The organism is Cupriavidus sp. LA-1, from assembly GCF_055385985.1.
Window position 1 is genome coordinate 3,816,974 of the sequence record NZ_AP031387.1, and the last position, 16,783, is coordinate 3,833,756.

Annotated in this window: 15 protein-coding genes; 8 read left to right on the plus strand and 7 right to left on the minus strand. The window is 68.2% G+C overall.

What is annotated here, in order from left to right; all coding sequences use genetic code 11:
- The first annotated feature begins 1 nt into the window (after nucleotide 1).
- On the plus strand, nucleotides 2-829 hold the full coding sequence (locus tag ACZ5MJ_RS17905; RefSeq protein ID WP_432258770.1) for a MerR family transcriptional regulator: 828 nt from the start codon (nucleotides 2-4) through the stop codon (nucleotides 827-829).
- Between the two features lie 39 nt (nucleotides 830-868).
- Here the strand turns inward: ACZ5MJ_RS17905 and ACZ5MJ_RS17910 are convergent, their stop codons facing one another.
- From ACZ5MJ_RS17910 to ACZ5MJ_RS17935, 6 genes are all read right to left on the minus strand, one after another.
- Nucleotides 869-1,033: a rubredoxin gene (locus ACZ5MJ_RS17910; protein ID WP_464221164.1), complete on the minus strand. Its 165-nt coding sequence runs from the start codon at nucleotides 1,031-1,033 to the stop codon at nucleotides 869-871.
- Nucleotides 1,030-1,905, minus strand: coding sequence for a metal-dependent hydrolase (locus ACZ5MJ_RS17915; protein WP_464221165.1), 876 nt, complete (start codon nucleotides 1,903-1,905; stop codon nucleotides 1,030-1,032). The genes ACZ5MJ_RS17910 and ACZ5MJ_RS17915 overlap by 4 nt, the downstream gene beginning before the upstream one ends.
- A 23-nt stretch (nucleotides 1,906-1,928) precedes the next feature.
- A complete protein-coding gene (locus tag ACZ5MJ_RS17920) occupies nucleotides 1,929-2,888 on the minus strand; it encodes an alpha/beta fold hydrolase (RefSeq protein WP_464221166.1) in 960 nt (319 codons plus the stop codon).
- Nucleotides 2,885-3,775, minus strand: coding sequence for an SDR family NAD(P)-dependent oxidoreductase (locus ACZ5MJ_RS17925; protein WP_464221168.1), 891 nt, complete (start codon nucleotides 3,773-3,775; stop codon nucleotides 2,885-2,887). Before ACZ5MJ_RS17925 ends, ACZ5MJ_RS17920 begins: the two co-directional genes overlap by 4 nt.
- A gap of 63 nt (nucleotides 3,776-3,838) precedes the next feature.
- Entirely contained in the window at nucleotides 3,839-5,410 is a 1,572-nt protein-coding gene (locus ACZ5MJ_RS17930; protein WP_464221169.1) for a flavin-containing monooxygenase, read from the minus strand.
- Between the two features lie 258 nt (nucleotides 5,411-5,668).
- Complete coding sequence (locus ACZ5MJ_RS17935) at nucleotides 5,669-6,730, minus strand: AraC family transcriptional regulator (RefSeq protein ID WP_464221171.1); 1,062 nt, start codon at nucleotides 6,728-6,730, stop codon at nucleotides 5,669-5,671.
- A gap of 114 nt (nucleotides 6,731-6,844) precedes the next feature.
- Here ACZ5MJ_RS17935 and ACZ5MJ_RS17940 point away from each other — a divergent pair, with 114 nt between their 5' ends.
- From ACZ5MJ_RS17940 to ACZ5MJ_RS17970, 7 genes are all read left to right on the plus strand, one after another.
- A complete protein-coding gene (locus ACZ5MJ_RS17940) occupies nucleotides 6,845-7,456 on the plus strand; it encodes a hypothetical protein (RefSeq protein WP_464221173.1) in 612 nt (203 codons plus the stop codon).
- A gap of 8 nt (nucleotides 7,457-7,464) precedes the next feature.
- A complete protein-coding gene (locus ACZ5MJ_RS17945; RefSeq protein ID WP_464221175.1) occupies nucleotides 7,465-9,060 on the plus strand; it encodes a GMC family oxidoreductase in 1,596 nt (531 codons plus the stop codon).
- A 268-nt stretch (nucleotides 9,061-9,328) separates the two neighbouring features.
- Nucleotides 9,329-10,303 (plus strand): TetR/AcrR family transcriptional regulator, encoded by a 975-nt coding sequence (locus tag ACZ5MJ_RS17950; RefSeq protein WP_464221176.1) that lies wholly within the window; start codon nucleotides 9,329-9,331, stop codon nucleotides 10,301-10,303.
- Nucleotides 10,304-10,507: 204 nt separating this feature from the next.
- The gene (locus tag ACZ5MJ_RS17955) at nucleotides 10,508-11,392 is read left to right on the plus strand and encodes a DUF1571 domain-containing protein (RefSeq protein ID WP_464221177.1); all 885 of its coding nucleotides are present in this window, start codon (nucleotides 10,508-10,510) and stop codon (nucleotides 11,390-11,392) included.
- A gap of 248 nt (nucleotides 11,393-11,640) precedes the next feature.
- Complete coding sequence (locus ACZ5MJ_RS17960; protein ID WP_464221178.1) at nucleotides 11,641-12,993, plus strand: DUF2957 domain-containing protein; 1,353 nt, start codon at nucleotides 11,641-11,643, stop codon at nucleotides 12,991-12,993.
- A gap of 37 nt (nucleotides 12,994-13,030) precedes the next feature.
- A complete protein-coding gene (locus ACZ5MJ_RS17965; RefSeq protein WP_464221180.1) occupies nucleotides 13,031-14,314 on the plus strand; it encodes a DUF2957 domain-containing protein in 1,284 nt (427 codons plus the stop codon).
- A gap of 80 nt (nucleotides 14,315-14,394) precedes the next feature.
- Nucleotides 14,395-15,234 carry an OmpW/AlkL family protein gene (locus ACZ5MJ_RS17970; protein ID WP_464221181.1) on the plus strand — a complete coding sequence of 280 codons (840 nt, stop codon included), beginning with the start codon at nucleotides 14,395-14,397 and terminating at the stop codon, nucleotides 15,232-15,234.
- Nucleotides 15,235-15,299: 65 nt separating this feature from the next.
- On the opposite strand, the gene ACZ5MJ_RS17975 is transcribed toward ACZ5MJ_RS17970, so the two are convergent.
- On the minus strand, nucleotides 15,300-16,781 hold the full coding sequence (locus tag ACZ5MJ_RS17975; RefSeq protein ID WP_464221183.1) for an efflux transporter outer membrane subunit: 1,482 nt from the start codon (nucleotides 16,779-16,781) through the stop codon (nucleotides 15,300-15,302).
- Nucleotides 16,782-16,783 lie beyond the last annotated feature (2 nt).

Here is a 16,783-nt window from a genome sequence, read left to right on the forward strand (position 1 = left end):
CATGACACTGACCCGGCGCCGCCACCCCTCGTCCCCGACCAGCCAGGCATCGGACACCACGCCGCCCAGCCCGGAATACACCATCGACGAGCTGGCGCGCGTGGCCGGCACCACGGTGCGCAACGTGCGCTCCTACCAGGACCGCGGCCTGATCGACCCGCCGCAGCGGCGCGGGCGCGTGGGCATCTACACGCAGGCGCACCTGGGCCGGCTCAAGCTGATCCACCACCTGCTGGCGCGCGGCTATACGCTGGCCAATATCACCGAGCTGCTCAAGGCGATTGTCGAAGGGCACGACCTGCGCTCGATCCTGGGGCTGGAGACAGCCATCAGCAGCCCGTGGACCAATGAGACGCCGCGGCACTATTCCTACCTGGCGCTGGCACGGCTGTTCGGCCGCGCGATCTCGCGCCCGGCGCTGGCCAAGGCGATCTCATTAGGGCTGCTGGAACCGGACGGCCTGGGCTATCTTGCGCGCAGCCCGCGCGCGCTGGCCGCGGGCGCGGAGATCGCCCAGGCGGGCTTTGCGCTGGAAGACGTGCTGGAGATCATCGCGCAGTCGCGCGGGCATTTCCAGGCGGTATCAGACCATATCGTCGCCACCGTGGTGCGCGAGCTGGACCGCTTTGGCGAGGGCAAGCTGCCGCCGCCGCAGGACGTGCCGCGGCTGGTGGACATCTTGTGGCGCATCCGCCCGCTGGCGCTGGTGATGGCGGAGACGGAGATGATGCGGGCGCTGGAGATCTCGGCCAACAAGTACCTGGGGGACCGGGTGGCGGCGATCATCGAGCATTTGCATGATGAGGAGGGTGGGGGCGCCAAGCCTTAGCGGCCGGCGCCTCAGCCCTTTTCCAGCAGCACCGCCCGCCTATAGCGCAACCATGTCGAAATCCGCTTTCGCCATGCCGCAGTCCGGGCAGCTCCACTCCGACGGGACCGCGCCCCACGGTGTGCCGGGCGCGATGCCGTGCTCGGGCATGCCGAGCGCTTCTTCATAAACGAATCCACAGATACGGCACTGCCAGATGGTCATGCCGCCCCCCGCAGCGAAGGCGCACGGGTGGAGACGCCGGCGGCGCGCGCGGTGTCCTCGATCTCCTGGACCAGCGGCGCGATGCGCGCCAGCTCGGCGCGGTTGTCGTCGTCCCACGGATGGAAGCCTGGACGGAAGTAGCTTAACCACTCCGGGATCATCTTGGGCAGCACGCCGGGCGAGGCCCACAGGAAGCGCAGCACGCCGCCAAACCCGGTCAGCTTGTTGCGGCAGCCCTTGTCGCCCATCACCAGCGCGATATGGAACACGAACACCATGGCCCAGAACGTCACCGTGGTGGTCAGCATGGTGAAAGTGCGCAGGAAGTAGCGATACGGGCCGGGCTTCATCACCGTGTTCCAGACATCGTAGGCCACGGCCTTGTGCTCGGTTTCCTCCAGCGCGTGCCAGGTCCACACCTGCCGGTAGCCGGTCTCCGAGGCCGCGCCCATGTGGCGCTGATCCCGCAGCAGACCGTCGGCCAGCATCGCCGTGTAGTGCTCCAGCGCGATGGTGTGGGCCAGCTGCCACGACTTGGGCAGGATCTTGCGCAGCACGTCCAGCAGCTTCCACACCGCGCGGTCGAGCCGCGCGGCGGGCAAGCCGGCGTCTTCCATCAGCCGGTTGTAGAGGATGTGTTCGCGCGTGTGCATCGCTTCCTGGCCGATAAAGCCGGCGATGGCGCGGCTTAGCTCGGGATCCTTCACCTGGTCGCGGTAGTTGCGCACGCTGTCCATGAAGAAGCGCTCCCCGCCCGGGAAGAAGATCGACAGCGCGTTGATGAAATGGGTGACGTGACGGCCCCGTTCGTGCCAGTCGCTGATGCGTTCTGGCGGCAGGTGGGGATGCACGTCGCGGCGGACTGGCATCATGGCGGTCTCCTTGGGTGGCAGGCTCATTGAGCTAAAAAGGGCAGCAGGTCTGCGGCCACGCGTTGCGGGTCTTCTTCCATCGGCACATGGCCAAGGCCCGCGTAGCGGCGCAATTGCGCGCCGGGAATGCGCTCGGTGAAGGCCTGCGCGTGCGCCGGCGGAATCCAGCGGTCACGCTCGCCCCACAGCACCAGCGTGGGCGCGCGCACGCTGCCGAGCAGGTGGGTGTCGAGCTGGGCAAAGTCCAGCCTGGGCACCATCTTGCCGACGGCCTCGCGGCTGCCTTCGGCGTAGAAGAAATCGACGTAGCGGCGGAAGGTGGATTCCGGCACGCGCGAGGCATCGCCATAGACGTCGCGCGTGGCGGCGCGGATGATGAACTCGGGCAGCATCCACGGCGCCGACCAGCGCACCGGCGCATGGCGGAACAGGTCGATATAGATCGGCAGCCGCATCGGGAAGCCGGCGGCGTCGATCAGCACCAGCTTGTCGACCGCATTGGGCCGCCGCACCGCCAGGTCCCACGCAATCAGCCCGCCCAGCGAATTGCCGATGATGCTGGCGCGGCGCACGTTCACCGCGGCCAGGAAGGCGTCGATGAAATCGCGGTAGCGGTGCACGTCCATGGTCTCGATGCGCCCGCGCGCGTCGCGCAGCGGCCCGGTCAGCCCGAACGGCGCGATGTCCAGCCGCAGCACGCGGTAGCGCTGCGCCAGCGCCGGCACGATTCCTTCCCAGGTATGCAACGACGCGCCGAAGCCGTGGATCAGCACCAGGGTCTCGCCGTCGGCGGGACCTTCGTCGGTGTAGTGCACCATTGCGTCCAGCACGCGCACCCAGCGCGAGGCCGGCAGCGCGTGGCGCTGCGCCAGCGTCGCGCGCGACAGGCTGAACAGCCCCACGCGGCCCTGCCCGAACCAGCGCGTGAGCGCGCCCGGTGGCGCCAGGAGCGCCGCATCCTGTTCGATCGCCAGCCGGTTCACGGGCGCTCTCCCTGGCCCACCGAGGCCGGTGCGGCCGCGGGACCGAGGTCGCGCTTGCGGCGCGTCTCGCGCACCACCAGCGACTGGTAGGCGGCGGGCAGCAGCCGCGCCATGGCATCGGCGGCGTAGGCATCGGGCCCGATCAGCACGCGCCGGCGGTTGCGGCGCACGCCTTCCAGGATCACGCGCGCGGCCTTGTCGGGCGAGGTGATGAAGAATTTCTCGAACTCATCCTTGCCGTGCTGCGCGTCGCGCACCAGGAAGCCGTTGACGCTGGCCGACACGCGGCTGGCCTGCGCGATATTGGTCTTGATGCCGCCTGGGTGCACGGTGGTGGCCGACACGCCGCAGTCCATCAGGTCCAGTTCCTGCCGCAGCGATTCGGTGAAGCCGCGCACCGCGTACTTGCTGGCGTTGTAGGCACCCATGCCGGGCTGAGCGAAGATGCCGAAGATGCTCGACGTATTGACCACGTGGCCGTCGCCGCTGGCCTTCAGGTACGGCAGGAAGGCCTTGGTGCCATACACCACGCCCCAGAAGTTGATGCCGATGATCCATTCCAGGTCGTCGTAGCTCATGCCCTCGACGGTGCTGGACAGCGCCACGCCGGCGTTGTTGAAGATCAGGTTGACGCGGCCATGCGCCTCGGCGGACGCGGCGGCCCACGCATGGACCGCGGCGCGGTCGGCCACATCCACGGTGTGTTGCGTGATGCGGGCATGCGGCGCCGCGGCCATGGCCTGGGCCACGGTCTGCGCCAGCCCGGCCTCGTTGCGGTCAGACAGCGCCAGGTGGCAGCCTTCGCGGGCCAGCGCCACCGCCAGCGCGCGGCCGATGCCCGAGCCGGCGCCGGTGATCGCGGCAACCTTGTTGCGGAAGTCCTTCATGTCCGGTCTCCTTCCGGTGTGGTGTCGTTCTTTTGGGTGGGAATCAGGGGAAATGCGCGTGCGTCAGGCACCGGCGACCGTGGCGATGTCCGGCGACGGCTGCATCGCGGCTTCGTCGGGCAACGCGTGCCGCACCGGGTACAGGTCGTAGTCGGTCATGCGGAAGCTCGCCGTGGCCCGGCGGAACTGCCAGGTGAAGCCCGGCCACAGCGTGGTGTTGCGGCCGCTGCGCGGGTCGATGTACCAGCTGGCGCAGCCGCCGGCGGACCAGATCGCATGGCCGAGCCGGGCCTGCAGTTGTTCGTTGAAGCGGCGCTGCACCGGCTCGCGCACGTCCACCGCCTGCACGCCTTCGCGGCGCATCTGCTGCAGGGCGTCGACGATGTAGGCCACCTGCGACTCGATCATGAACACCATCGAGCTGTGGCCCAGGCCCGTGTTGGGGCCGACCACGAAGAACAGGTTGGGGAAGCCCGCTACCGTGGTGCCCAGGTAGGCCTGCGCGCCGTCGCGCCAGGCATCGACCAGGTCCACGCCGTCGATGCCAGAGATCACGCCGCGCGGCAGCGGGTCGGTGGCATGGAAGCCGGTGCCCAGGATGATGCAGTCCGCCGGCCGGCGCGTGCCGTCGCGCAGCACCACCGCGTCGCGCTCCACGCGGGCGATGCCGCTGGTGACCACGTCCACGTTGTCGCGCGTGAGCGCCGGGTAGTAGTCGTTGGAGATCAGCACGCGCTTGCAGCCGATGGTGTAGTCCGGCGTCAGCGTTGCGCGCAGCGCAGGGTCGCGTACCTGTCTGGCCAGATGGCGGCGCGCGACGCGCTCCACCACCTTCATGATCTTCGGATGCAGCACGAAGCCCAGCACGCGCGATTCCAGCATCCAGTAGATGCCGGTGCGCACCAGTGTCTGCGTGAACGGCAGGCGGCGGAACAGCCAGCGCTCGGTGGCGCTGACCTCGCGGTCGGGCTTGGGCATGATCCATGGCGGGGTGCGCTGGTACAAGTCCAGTTGCGCCACCTGCGGCGCGATCTGCGGCACGAACTGGATCGCGCTGGCGCCGGTGCCGATCACGGCGACGCGCTTGCCGGCGAGCGCATACCCGTGGTTCCAGTGCTGCGAGTGGAAGCACTCGCCTTCAAACGACTCCAGCCCGGGGATATTGGGGTAGGAAGGCCGGCTCAGCCCGCCCATGCCGGATACCAGCACGCGCGCCCGCACCACCTTGCCGTCGGCCATCTCCAGCCGCCACACCTGCGCGGCATCGTCCCACGCGGCATGGCGCAGTTCATGGTGCAGCCGCAGGTGCGGGTGCAGGCCGAAGCGGTCGGTGCAGCCTTCCAGGTAGGCGCGGATCTCCGGCTGGGTCGAGAACATGCGCGACCAGTCCGGATTCGGGGCGAATGAGAAGGAATACAGGTGCGACTGCACATCGCAGGCGCAGCCCGGGTAATGGTTGTCGCGCCAGGTGCCGCCGACCGAGCCGGCCTTCTCGAAGATCAGGAAATTGCGCTCGCCGCGCTCGCGCAGCCGGATCGCCATGCCAAGGCCGGCAAAGCCACTGCCGATGATGGCAATGTCTGTGTGCTCAGGGGCAGGCGATGCCTGTTGCGGCAGCTCCGCGGGTGCATTCATGGGCGCTCCTCACCGTTATTACAGTGTTTATTGTGACATTGATGGATGTCATCGTAGGAAGCGCGGCGCGGGTGGTCAATGCCGTGAGTTGAAGGATGGTTCTAATTTCCGGGGTTTTCCAGCGGCGTCTGGCGCACATGAAACAACGCCAAGCGACCCTGCAGCCGCTTGGGCTGCCGGATTCGGTCGTGCGTTTGAAACCGGAAGATTTTTTCGGGGCTTCGCGGATCACGAAGGCGGGGCCGCAACATTGGGGTGCTACGCCGCCCGTCCCCTGCGCCGCCAGCCATGCGGCGTTTCACCGGTCCAGCGCTTGAAGGCGTGGGTGAAGGCGCTCTGCTCGGAATAGCCGAGCCGCATCGCGCATTGCGCGAGGCTGATGCCGGGATCGGCAAGGTACTGCTCCGCCAACGCGCGCCGCACGTTATCCACAAGCTGTGAATAACTGATGCCCTGCGCCTGCAGCCGCCGCTGCAGGGTGCGCACCGGCAGGCTCAGGTGCGTGGCCACGTCGGCAATGGGCAGTTCGCCCTGCTGCAGCCGCCCGCTGATATAGGCACGCGCCTGAGCCAGCGCGTCGGCGCCCGCCGGCACGATCTGCTGCAGCTGGGTATCGGCGATGCGCGTCATCTGCGCCTGCATGCCCGCATCGGCCTGCAGCGACGGCAGGTCCAGCAGGGCGCGATCGATATGCATGGCATGACGCCCGGCGTTGAAGACCACGGGGCAGCCGAACACCTCGGCATGCAGTCGGGTATCCGCCGGCGCGGGATGCGGGAATTCCACCTGCGTGGCCACGTGCTGGTCCCCGATCAGCCAGCGCGCGAACACCACCCAGGTGGCCATATGCAGTTCATGCGCATGGCGCGACAGCGGGCCATGCCGCGCTTCCCAGGTCATGCAGGCGGCCTGCGGCGTTTCGATCAGGCGGGTGCCGCCGATGTCGTTGGCCAGCACCTCGTAGCGGATGCCTTGCAGGATGGCGTCGCGCACGGTGGGCGTGGTCAGCACCACGTAGCCCATCTCGGCATAGTGGCGCGGCGCAAAGGCAGCGCCGGCGCGCAGGCCGACATTGGCATCGCCGGTGACCTGTTCCAGCCAGTCGAGCAGGGCCAGGTAAGCAGAGCCGGGAATGCGCGTGGCGGTCTGCGCACCGGTGGCGTGCAGCAGCTCGGGCGGCACGCCAACGGCGCGCATCTGTTCGGCCGGGGCAATGCCCTGGCGCGCGCCGTGGTCGAGCACGGCGCGGAGGTAGGCGAGCGAGACGGTGCCCGCTTGCGTACCACTGGCACCGCCATCAGGCAGCTTGGCGCGTGGCATCAAATCACCTGTCATGCGGGATCAAGACCGGGCCCCGATCTTTATCCAAACTCCGGGTAGCGTCAATGCGGGCCAGCCCCGCCTGAAACCAAGAGACCGACGCATGGAGACAATATGCCCCCCGATCATCCACACCGCCTTGCCGGTGCCGATGCTGATGCGGATGCGCTGCACGCGCTGACGCGGCGCGGCTTCCTCAAAGTCGGCATCGGCTTCTCGGCCGCGCTGGCCTGTACCGCGCTGGTGCCGTCGCTGACCGGCTGCTCGTCGGCCGATCCCGCGCCGCAGGCTGGCATGAAGTGGCTGCGCCCCGAAGACGTGGCGATGTTCCGGACACTGCTGCCGGCCATCGTCACCGAGCTGGCCGAAGCCCCGCCGCCACGGCGCGCATCGCTGGAGCAGGACGCGCTGCGCAATATCGACACCACCTGCGCCGCGATGGGCGCGGGCGCGCAGGCCGAGCTGCGCAAGCTGTTCGGCCTGCTTGCCAGCATGCCGCTGCGCTGGGCGCTGACCGGCATCCGCCAGGACTGGAGCGCGGCCACGCCGGCGCAGGTGCAGGCCTTCCTGGCGCGCTGGCGCGCCAGCCGCCTGGCCACCCTCAATGCCGGCGGCGTGGTACTGGTCAAGCTCACCAGCGTGGGCTACTACGTGCTGCCGGCCGCGTGGGCCGGCAGCGGTTATCCCGGCCCCAATGCGGCCGTCTACCAGGCGCTGCACGCCTGATCCCCGACATGGCCATCGATAATCTCTACGACGCCGGCATCGCCGCCGGCTGGAAGGTACTGGACGCTGCCACCTTCACCACCACGCGCACGCTGGATGCCGACGTCGTCATCGTCGGCAGCGGCGCGGGCGGCGGCATCAGCGCCGAGGCGCTCAGCCGCGCGGGCCTGCGCGTGGTGCTGCTGGAAGAAGGGGCGCTGCGCACCTCGGACAGCTTCCGCGACATGGACGAGCAGCGCGCCTATCGCGAGCTGTATCAGGAGGCCGCGGCGCGCACCACGGCTGACGGCGCCATCGCCATCCTGCAGGGGCGCTCGGTCGGCGGCAGCACCACGGTCAACTGGTCGTCGAGCTTCCGCACGCCGCCGCAGACGCTGGCGCACTGGGCCACGCATCATGCCGTCACCGGCCACAGCGAGGCCGACATGGCCCCGTGGTTCCAGAAGGTGGAAGAACGCCTGGGCATCGCGCCATGGGCGATGGCGCCCAATCCCAACAACGACGTGCTCAGGCGCGGCTGCACAACGCTGGGCTGGGAATGGCATGTGATCCCGCGCAACGTGAAGGGCTGCTGGAACTCGGGCTACTGCGGGCTGGGCTGCCCGGTCAATGCCAAGCAGTCGATGCTGGTATCGACCATCCCCGCCGCGCTGGCCAGCGGCGCGACGCTGGTGCACCGCGTGCGCGTGCGCACGCTGGACCATGACGGCAAGCAAGTGCGGTCGGTCACCGGCGAGGCCCTGGGCGCGGACGGCTATACGCCCACAGGCGTCGGCGTGATCGTGCGCGCCAAACACGTGATCGCCGCCGGCGGTGCCATCAACACGCCGGCGCTGCTGCTGCGCTCGCGCGTGCCGGACCCGCATGAGCGGCTGGGGTTGCGCACATTTATCCATCCGGTGAATATCAGCATCGCAAAAATGCCGGATCGCATTGATCCCTATTATGGCGCGCCGCAGTCGATTGCCTCCGACCACTTCCAGTGGAAGGACGGCGCGACCGGGCCGATGGGGTACAAGCTGGAGGTGCCGCCGCTGTTCCCCGGCATCAGCGCGGGCGTGGTCAACGGCGTGGGCGAGGCGCTGCGCCGCGACATGGCGCAGCTGCCGCACACCAATGCCATGCTGGCGCTGCTGCGCGACGGCTTCGTGCCGGAGAGCGCGGGCGGGCGCGTGCGGCTGGCGGCCGACGGCAGCCCGTTGCTGGACTATGCGATGACGGACTACGCCTGGGACGGCGTGCGGCGCGCGTGGCTGAGCATGGCGCAGGCGCAGTTCGCCGCCGGCGCCGAGCGCGTGCGGCCCGCGCACCTGGATGCCGCCGAGTACCGCAGCTGGCCGCAGGCGCGCGACGCCATCGCGCAACTGCCGCTCAAGCCGTTCCGCACTGCGCTGTTTACCGCGCACCTGATGGGCGGCTGCGGCATGAGCGACGATGCGCGCGGCGGCGTGGTGGACAGCCACGGCGCTCATCACCAGCTGGCCAACCTGTCGGTATTCGATGGCTCGGTGTTCCCGACCAGCATAGGGGCGAACCCTCAATTGTCAGTGTTTGCGCTGACGGCGCAGAATGCGGATGCGCTGGCCCGGCGCCTCACGTCATGATGGACTGGCCGCGCAAGCCTGCCATGTCCGGCATTGCAGGCATTCGGCGCAACGCCTCAATGCAGGACGCGGCCGACAATGTTGCGCGATTCCCCACACCAGTGGCGCAATTAGAATATCCACTCCAATTCTGATCTTGTGAAACGCTCGAAGCGCTGGATAGGCTTCGTACAGTTGTTTCAAGCATCCGTATGCCGTCAGAGCAGGGAGCGGAACAGCGCAGCAAATTGCTAAGGGGTTTACGGCAGCAAAGAAGAGAGACGCCCCCATGAAGACCGGCAAAAGCTCGGCAGGAGACACCAAGGCCCGGATTCTCGACGCCACGGAAAAGTTGTTCACCGAGGTCGGCTACGAAGCCACCTCGCTCAGGCAGGTCACGTCGCGCGCCATCGTCAACCTGGCCGCCGTGAACTACCACTTCCGCAGCAAGGACATCATGATGCACGCCGTGCTGAGCCGGCGGCTGGATCCGCTCAACGCGCGGCGCCTGGCGCTGCTCGATGCGTGCGAAGCCCGCTGGCCCGGCAACAGCATCCGCTGCGAGCACGTGATGGGCGCACTGTTCGTGCCCGCGCTGCAGATGGCACGCGACCCCTCGGTGGGCGGGCCATCGTTCCTGCGGCTGCTCGGGCGCGTGTATTCGGATACCTCGCCCTTTATCCAGCAATATCTGCTGGAACACTACGCGCCGATGTACGGCCGCTTCTTCGATGCCTTTTCGCGCGCCATTCCGGCGCTGCCGCGGCACGAGCTCGGCTGGCGCCTGCAGTTTGCGCTCAAGGCGCTGGCCGGCGTGCTGGCCGGCGAAGAACTCACCAGCCTGCTGCCCGTGTTCACGCAAGGCCGGCAGATGAGCGATGCGCATGTGCTGGCCCAGCTCACCGCCATGGTGGAAGCCGTGCTGAACGTGGCGCAACCCGGTGCGGATGAATTCTCGGCCCTGCAGTCGGTGTTCGACCTCGGCGAGCATCAGCAGGCCGAGCAACGCGCCAGCAAGCTGTCCGCGATGCAAACCGCCGACGACCTGAGTGCCAGTTGCGCCGCGATGGCGGCAACGAAGGGCGACCCGGCCAGCCAGACCGACGCCGCCCTGGACAAGGCCCGCATCAGCGCGCGCACCGTGCGCAATGCGGGCACCAAACGTGCCGCCGTGACCAGCGTGCCGGTCCGCGCGCGCGAGCACGTCATGAACTTCCCCAGCAACCCGCTGGATGACTGGATGCGAATGCGCACCAGGACATAGCGGCGCGCGCCGCGCCCGGTTACCGCCGGGACGGCGCCGCCGCCCTCACGCCAACCTGAACTGTCGATCCACCCCGCGAGGCCACGCACAGGCCCCGTGGACCCCGTGCGCCCGATCGGAATTCCCGCGGGCGCGGCGGTGGCCCCGCTCGTCCCTGCGCTGCCGCGCTGCGCCCGTTGCGGACACCTTGAGGAGGAAGCTGCCATGTCGATCCAACCGCTGTATCTCGCCGCCGTCATCGGCCTGCTGGCCGCGCCACTGGCCATGCCACCCGTGGCCATCGCCCAGCCGGCCACAACCACTGCCGCCGCGGGCACGGGCTATGACGGCCTGCCCTCGGCACAACAATCCGCGCTGTTCTCGCGCCAGGTCGCCAGCGGCGAACTCGCGCGCTTGCCCGACGAGCAGGTGCTGGCCGTGTTCCAGGCGCTGCAGCCCGATGCCCTGCTGAAGTGGGCACGCGCCGAGATGAACCGCTATCCCGAGTACGAGTACTGGATGTCGCGCCAGGAACGGCTCAACAACCAGTGGCAGGACCAGCCCGCGAAGATGCAGATCCGCTACCGCCATCAGCCGCGCCAGCTCTATGCGAAATGGCTGTCCGGCGGCGCGCAGTCGGGACAGGAAATCCTCTATGACGAGACCCGCCGCAAGGACGAGATGTACGGCCACCTGGGCGGCGTGCTGGGCTTCACCTCGATGTGGATCGCGCTGGACGGCACGCTGGCGCGCTCGCAGTCCAGCCACACCGTGCGCGACCTGGGCTTCCAGTTCGTGCTGTCGATGCTGGAGCGCGATGCGAAGTCCCTGCGCGCCGCCGGCTTGTCCGAGAAATACAGCAAGGCCGAAATCGTGCAGGAGCAGGGCGTGCGCATGGTGGCGCTGACCTGGGACCTGCCGGCCGGCGCGCCGCAGTACTACGCCAAGAAGGTGCAGCTGATGCTGGACCTGAAGCATCCGTATATCCGCGTCGAAACCGCATGGGATGCCGACGGCAACATGGTCGAGAAGATCGTGTTCGACAAGCTGGTGCGCAAGACCTTCGAGGCCTCGGCGTTTGATCCGGCCAATTCTGACTATCGCTTCTGAAATGCGGCAAAGCGGCGCGCACCGTGCGTTTGAATCGCAGGCCGCGCCGCTTGCCGCGCAGTCCGAGCCAGGCCCGCAATCCACAGCCACACGCGGCACGCACGGCAGGTTCGTCTGTTTGGAACGGCCGCTCTATTGACGCAAAAACACGCGAGCGGCGAGAGTCGCCGCACACGGGAGGGATCCGGACACAGAGCCGGACGACAGATCCGGAACCAGGGGTCGCCAGAAAAATCAGGAGACAGGCCATGACCATGTCGATGCTTCGACGCAGCACTTTCGTTTTGACAGGGGTGAGTCTTGCCGCGGCGCTGGCCGGCTGCGGTGGCGGCGGCGATGCAGAGGCGCCGCGCGCCAGCACGCAGGCACCGCCGCAATGCGCGGACACCGGCACCTGCCCCGCGCAAGGGCCGGTGACCATCGGCGGCCCGCCCGGATCCTTGTGCCCGGCGGCGCTGGACTACAGCACCACCTTCACCGGCGGCTCCGGCGCGGGCGAGCTGGTGAAGCTGCGCTTCGACACCGCGGCCCGCACCTACCAGCTCGAGATCATCGAGTCGCCGGTGCCCAAGCAACCCGGCAGCGTCAGCCCGACCCGCGCGGGCGTGACCTTCACCGGCACCTTCGCCAACCTGACCTCGCTGCCCACCGCCGAGCAGAACCGCTGCGCCGTCGCGCTGCAGACGGCCACGGCCTCGGACGGCACCTCGCAGGCCAATATCGACAAGGCAAAGCCGCCGGTGATCTTCCTGGGCAACGGCGTCGCCGGCGGCGGCATCCCGGGCGCCACCATCTCCTATCCGGGCGTGCTCGGACTGGGCGCGATCCCGGCCACCACGTTCCCGTTCTACCCGGTGCTGGCCTTCGCACAGACCGAGACCGACTTCACCCGGGTGGCCGGCAGCTACAACCTGCTGGGCTACCACCAGGTGCCGTCCGGCGGCTCGCTGACTGCGTCGAGCCACTTCACGCCCGCGACCGCGCAGACCACCGAGACGCTGAATGCCGATGGCAGCTGCACCGCGGCGGCCGGCAGCTGCCTCAGCACCGGCAACAGCTGGAAGCTGCGCAGCGCCGACGGCGCCTTCGAAAGCAGCAATGCCGACGGCAGCCGCCGCTACCCGTCGTTCCAGAGCCAGGCCATCACCAGCAACAACGCCAGCCGCGCCAAGGGGCTGATGGTGGTGGGCAAGCTCAACGGCGCGCTGGTGCCGCTGCTGGTGCGCACCGGCTACGCGCAGATCTCGCTGCTGCCGCTGACGGTCAATGTCGACGATGAATCGGGGCTGGCGTTGATGGCGCCGGCCAGGGCGGTGGCCAGCGGCCAGCTTGACGGCGGCTATATCGGCTCGGGCAGCGACTTTGCCTACACGGCATCGCTGATCAAGGGCGCGCGCGTGGACCTGCTCGATCCGATGACGATGAACCAGACCGGCGGCTTCCAGCTCGACTTCACGCAGACCGCGCCGGGCATGGTGGCCACCACCGACAACAGCGGCACCACCGGCGCGCTGATCGCGAGCGGCCGCGTGTTCAGCCACCTGTCCGGCACCGGCGGCGCCAGCCCGACCTTCCGCGTCGGCGTGCTGGCGGCACCCTGAACACACCACAGACAAATAACACCGAGGAGACAACGCCATGCAACCCCATCGAATGATCCTGCCGCGCGCTTCGCGCCCATCCATGGTGCCGGCGCGTGCGCTGGCCGTGGCCGCCACCGCCATGCTTGCCGCCTGCGGCGGCGGTGGCGGCGGCAGCGACGCGCCATCCACGCCGGCGGCCGCGCAGACGCGGCTGTGCCCGGCATCGCTGGACTACACCACCACTTTCACCGGCGGCACCGGCTCCGGCGAGCTGGTGAAGGTGCAGATCGACACCACCAAGAACACCTGGCAGGTGACCTTCCTGGATTCCTCGGTGCCGCGCCAGACCGGCACCGTGCAGCCCACGCGCAGCGACCCGACCAACGGGCAGAACGTGATGCGCGGCACGCTGAAGCCGGAAACAGGGTTGCCGACCGAGAAGCTGAACCAGTGCGCGTACGAGCTGACCGGGGCCAGCCTCGATCCGAACCGCCCGGCCAAGCTCTTCGTCGGCGAAGGCGTGATGGGCGGCACCATCCCCGGCGCGCGCATCCAGTTCAATGGCGTGCTCGGTGCCGGCGCGGTGCCGGATACCACCTTCCCGTATTTTCAGTTCATCGGCTTCGCGCAGACCGAGACCGACCTGTCGAAGATTGCCGGGCAATACAACGGCACGGGCTTCCACGAAGTGCCGTCCAAGCAGTTCAAGACGGTGGCGCAGGACTACCGCATGGCGCTGGCCGCGAATGGTTCATTCACGGTTTGCGACAACGCCACCAACACCTGCGAGCAAAAGGGCAACAACTTCGTGCCGCAGGCCAGCGGCGCGCTGCTGTCGACCAACTACAAGGCCGAGAGCCAGCCGCCCACGCTGGGCAGCACGCTGGGCAAGGCCTACCTGATCGTGGGCAAGCTGCGCGGCCAGCTGGTACCAATCATGATCCGCGTGGGCTATGCCAATGACTCGCTCGCCAACGGCCCGCTCGGCGCCGACGACGAGATCGGCATCGGCATGATGGCGCCGGCAGTGGCAATCACCGAGGGCACGGTCAACGGCGAATACGTCGGCGTCGACAGCAACTTCAACTACCGCGTGACCGCGCTGGTCGCGGCCGCCGCGACCATGATGGATCCGTTCCATCCGTCCGATGCGTCGCTGGCGATTCCCTACCAGCTGGACTACTCGCAGCAGGTGCCGGGGGTGGTCCGCACTTCGCGGCGCGATGCGCCCGCGGGTTCGGCGCCGACCGGCAAGCTGATGTTCACCGGCGGCGTGTTCGGCTTCCTGGAACAGCGCGACAGCGGCCCGTACTTCACCGTCGGCGCATTCGTGCAGTAAGCACGCGACAGGCCCGGGCCATCGCCGCCCGGGCCGCCATGACTCGACCAACAGCGACACCCACTGCCGGGGGACACAAGATGAAGACCATACGCCTCACTCTCACGCTGATGCTGGCCGCGCTGGCCAGCTTCGCCCTGCCTGCCCATGCCCAGAAGAAGGGTGACAACGTGGTATCCGCCGGCTGGTTCTATATCCAGACCCACGGCCAGAGCGACCCGCTGACCACCACGCTGCTCAACGTGCCGATCAACTACCCGCTCGGGCTGCCGTCCAGCTTCAGCGCGCCGGGCAGCAGCCTCTCGTCATCCAATGACAATACGCTGGGGCTGACCTTCAGCCACTTCGTCACCGACCATATCGCGATTACCGCGGTGGGCGGCATCCCGCCGGAGTTCAAGCTCTATGGCCACGGCGAACTGATCCCGCCCGGTCCGGCCGGCGCGCTCGGCCGCCAGAGCCTGGGCGATCCGTCGCTGAACCCCATCATCACCAAGGCGCGCCAGTGGAGCCCGGCAACGATAGTGCAATACCACTTCATGGATCCGGGCGCGCGCTTCCGGCCGTTCCTGGGGCTGGGGGTGTCGTACAACTTCTTTACCAACATCGAGGTCAATCCGGCGTTTGCGAATTCGGTCAACAACAACCTCGGCGCGATCCTGGCGGCGGGGGCGGGGATTCCGGGCCCGACGTCGGTGAGCGCGGACGCGTCGTCGTCATGGGCGCCGGTGTTCAATGTCGGCGGCACCTACAACTTTGACGAGCATTGGGGCGTGACGGCGGCGGTGACTTATATTCCGCTGAAGACGACGTCGTCGATGACGATCAAGGCGGCCAATGGCACGGTGCTGTCGACGTCGAAGACCAAGCTGGAGCCGGAACCGCTGGTGTTCTTTCTGGCGGCTTCGTACAAGTTCTGACGATATAAAAAAACGACGCGCCTGAGCGCGTCGTTTTTCATTGCAGCAACGGCAAGCGGCAACCCTTACTGCGTCACCGTCCCCGGTTGCGCTGGCGTCACCTGCTGCGCCACCGCACTGCTCTCCTGCAAGCCGCCGCCCAGCGACCGGTACAAATCGATCGCATTGTTCAGCCGCAGCTGCCGCGCCTGGATCAGCGCCTGCTCCGCGGTGAACAGCTGGCGCTGTGCATCGAGCTCGTCCAGGTAGCTGGCCACGCCGCTGCGGAAACGCAGGCGCGCCAGGTCGTAGCGCGCGGCTTCGGCGTTGCGCACGTCTTCCTGGCCGGCCACCTGGTCTTCCAGCGTGCCGCGTCCCACCAGCGCGTCCGCCACTTCCGCGAAGGCCGTCTGGATGGTCTTCTCGTAGTTGGCGACCTGGATGTTCTTGCGCACATTGGCCAGGTCCAGGTTGGACAGGTTGCGGCCATAGTCGAAGATCGGCAGCACCAGCTGCGGCGCGAACGACCACGCGTGCGTGCCCGCATCGAACAGCCCGGAGAAGCTCGGGCTGATGGTGCCGGCGTTGCTGGTCAGCGTGATGCGCGGGAAGAACGCCGCGCGCGCGGCACCGATATTGGCGTTGGCCGACAGCAGCTGCTGTTCGGCCTGGCGGATATCGGGGCGCTGCTCGAGCAGGTCAGACGGCAGGCCGGCCGGGATATCGCTGATGATGCGCTCATCCGACAGGCGCATCGGCTCGGGCAGGTTCTCGATGGTGCCCAGCGGCTTGCCCACCAGCACTTCGAGCGCGTTCTGCGCCTGCGCGCGCTGGCGCGCCAGCTGCGCGGCGGCCACGCGGGCCTGGGCCACCAGCGACTCGTTGTCGCGCAGGTCCAGCGCCGAGGTGGCGCCAGCGTCGAAACGCTGCTTGGCCAGGTCGTAGGTGCTTTCACGCGCCTTCAGCGTGTCCCGGGCAATGTCGTACTGCTCGGCGAAGGAGCGCTCGGCCAGGTAGGCCTTGGCCACTTCCGACACCAGCGAGATCTGCGCCGAGCGGCGTGCTTCTTCGGTGGCGAAGTACTGCGCCAGCGCCGCGTTGGACAGGCTGCGCACGCGGCCGAAGAAGTCCAGCTCGTACGAACTGATGCCCACGCCCACCTGGTAGGTGCTGCCGGTGAAGTCCCGGCCGATCACCGACTGCGAAGCCGGCGTGCGGGCGCGGGTGAAGCCGGCGGTGCCGTTCACCGTGGGCAGCAGGTCGGCGCGCTGCACCTGGTACTGCGCGCGCGCTTCCTCGATGCGCAGCGCGGCGGTGCGCAGGTCGCGGTTGTTTTCCAGCGAGGTCGCGATCAGCGACTGCAGGCGCGGGTCGCGGAAGAACTCGCGCCAGCCGATGTCGACGGCGCGGCGGGTCTCGCCGCTCTTCGCCTCGGCGGTGGCGTAGCCCTCGGGCGCCGCCGGGAAGCTGCCGGCCACCGGCGCGGCAGGGCGGTCATAGTGGGGCGCCAGCGTGCACCCCGTCAGAACGCCGGCCACCAGCAGCAGCGTGGTCAGAGTCTTGGTCATGT

Bases quoted from the DNA above. Each gene is read 5' to 3' on its own strand.
- ACZ5MJ_RS17925 (WP_464221168.1), bottom strand. From the start codon at position 3,775: ATGAAGGACTTCCGCAACAAGGTTGCCGCGATCACCGGCGCCGGCTCG.
- ACZ5MJ_RS17970 (WP_464221181.1), top strand. From the start codon at position 14,395: ATGAAGACCATACGCCTCACTCTCACGCTGATGCTGGCCGCGCTGGCC.
- ACZ5MJ_RS17935 (WP_464221171.1), bottom strand. From the start codon at position 6,730: ATGCCACGCGCCAAGCTGCCTGATGGCGGTGCCAGTGGTACGCAAGCG.
- ACZ5MJ_RS17915 (WP_464221165.1), bottom strand. From the start codon at position 1,905: ATGATGCCAGTCCGCCGCGACGTGCATCCCCACCTGCCGCCAGAACGC.
- ACZ5MJ_RS17960 (WP_464221178.1), top strand. From the start codon at position 11,641: ATGACCATGTCGATGCTTCGACGCAGCACTTTCGTTTTGACAGGGGTG.
- ACZ5MJ_RS17945 (WP_464221175.1), top strand. From the start codon at position 7,465: ATGGCCATCGATAATCTCTACGACGCCGGCATCGCCGCCGGCTGGAAG.
- ACZ5MJ_RS17965 (WP_464221180.1), top strand. From the start codon at position 13,031: ATGCAACCCCATCGAATGATCCTGCCGCGCGCTTCGCGCCCATCCATG.
- ACZ5MJ_RS17955 (WP_464221177.1), top strand. From the start codon at position 10,508: ATGTCGATCCAACCGCTGTATCTCGCCGCCGTCATCGGCCTGCTGGCC.
- ACZ5MJ_RS17950 (WP_464221176.1), top strand. From the start codon at position 9,329: ATGAAGACCGGCAAAAGCTCGGCAGGAGACACCAAGGCCCGGATTCTC.
- ACZ5MJ_RS17940 (WP_464221173.1), top strand. From the start codon at position 6,845: ATGCCCCCCGATCATCCACACCGCCTTGCCGGTGCCGATGCTGATGCG.
- ACZ5MJ_RS17910 (WP_464221164.1), bottom strand. From the start codon at position 1,033: ATGACCATCTGGCAGTGCCGTATCTGTGGATTCGTTTATGAAGAAGCG.
- ACZ5MJ_RS17930 (WP_464221169.1), bottom strand. From the start codon at position 5,410: ATGAATGCACCCGCGGAGCTGCCGCAACAGGCATCGCCTGCCCCTGAG.
- ACZ5MJ_RS17975 (WP_464221183.1), bottom strand. From the start codon at position 16,781: ATGACCAAGACTCTGACCACGCTGCTGCTGGTGGCCGGCGTTCTGACG.
- ACZ5MJ_RS17905 (WP_432258770.1), top strand. From the start codon at position 2: ATGACACTGACCCGGCGCCGCCACCCCTCGTCCCCGACCAGCCAGGCA.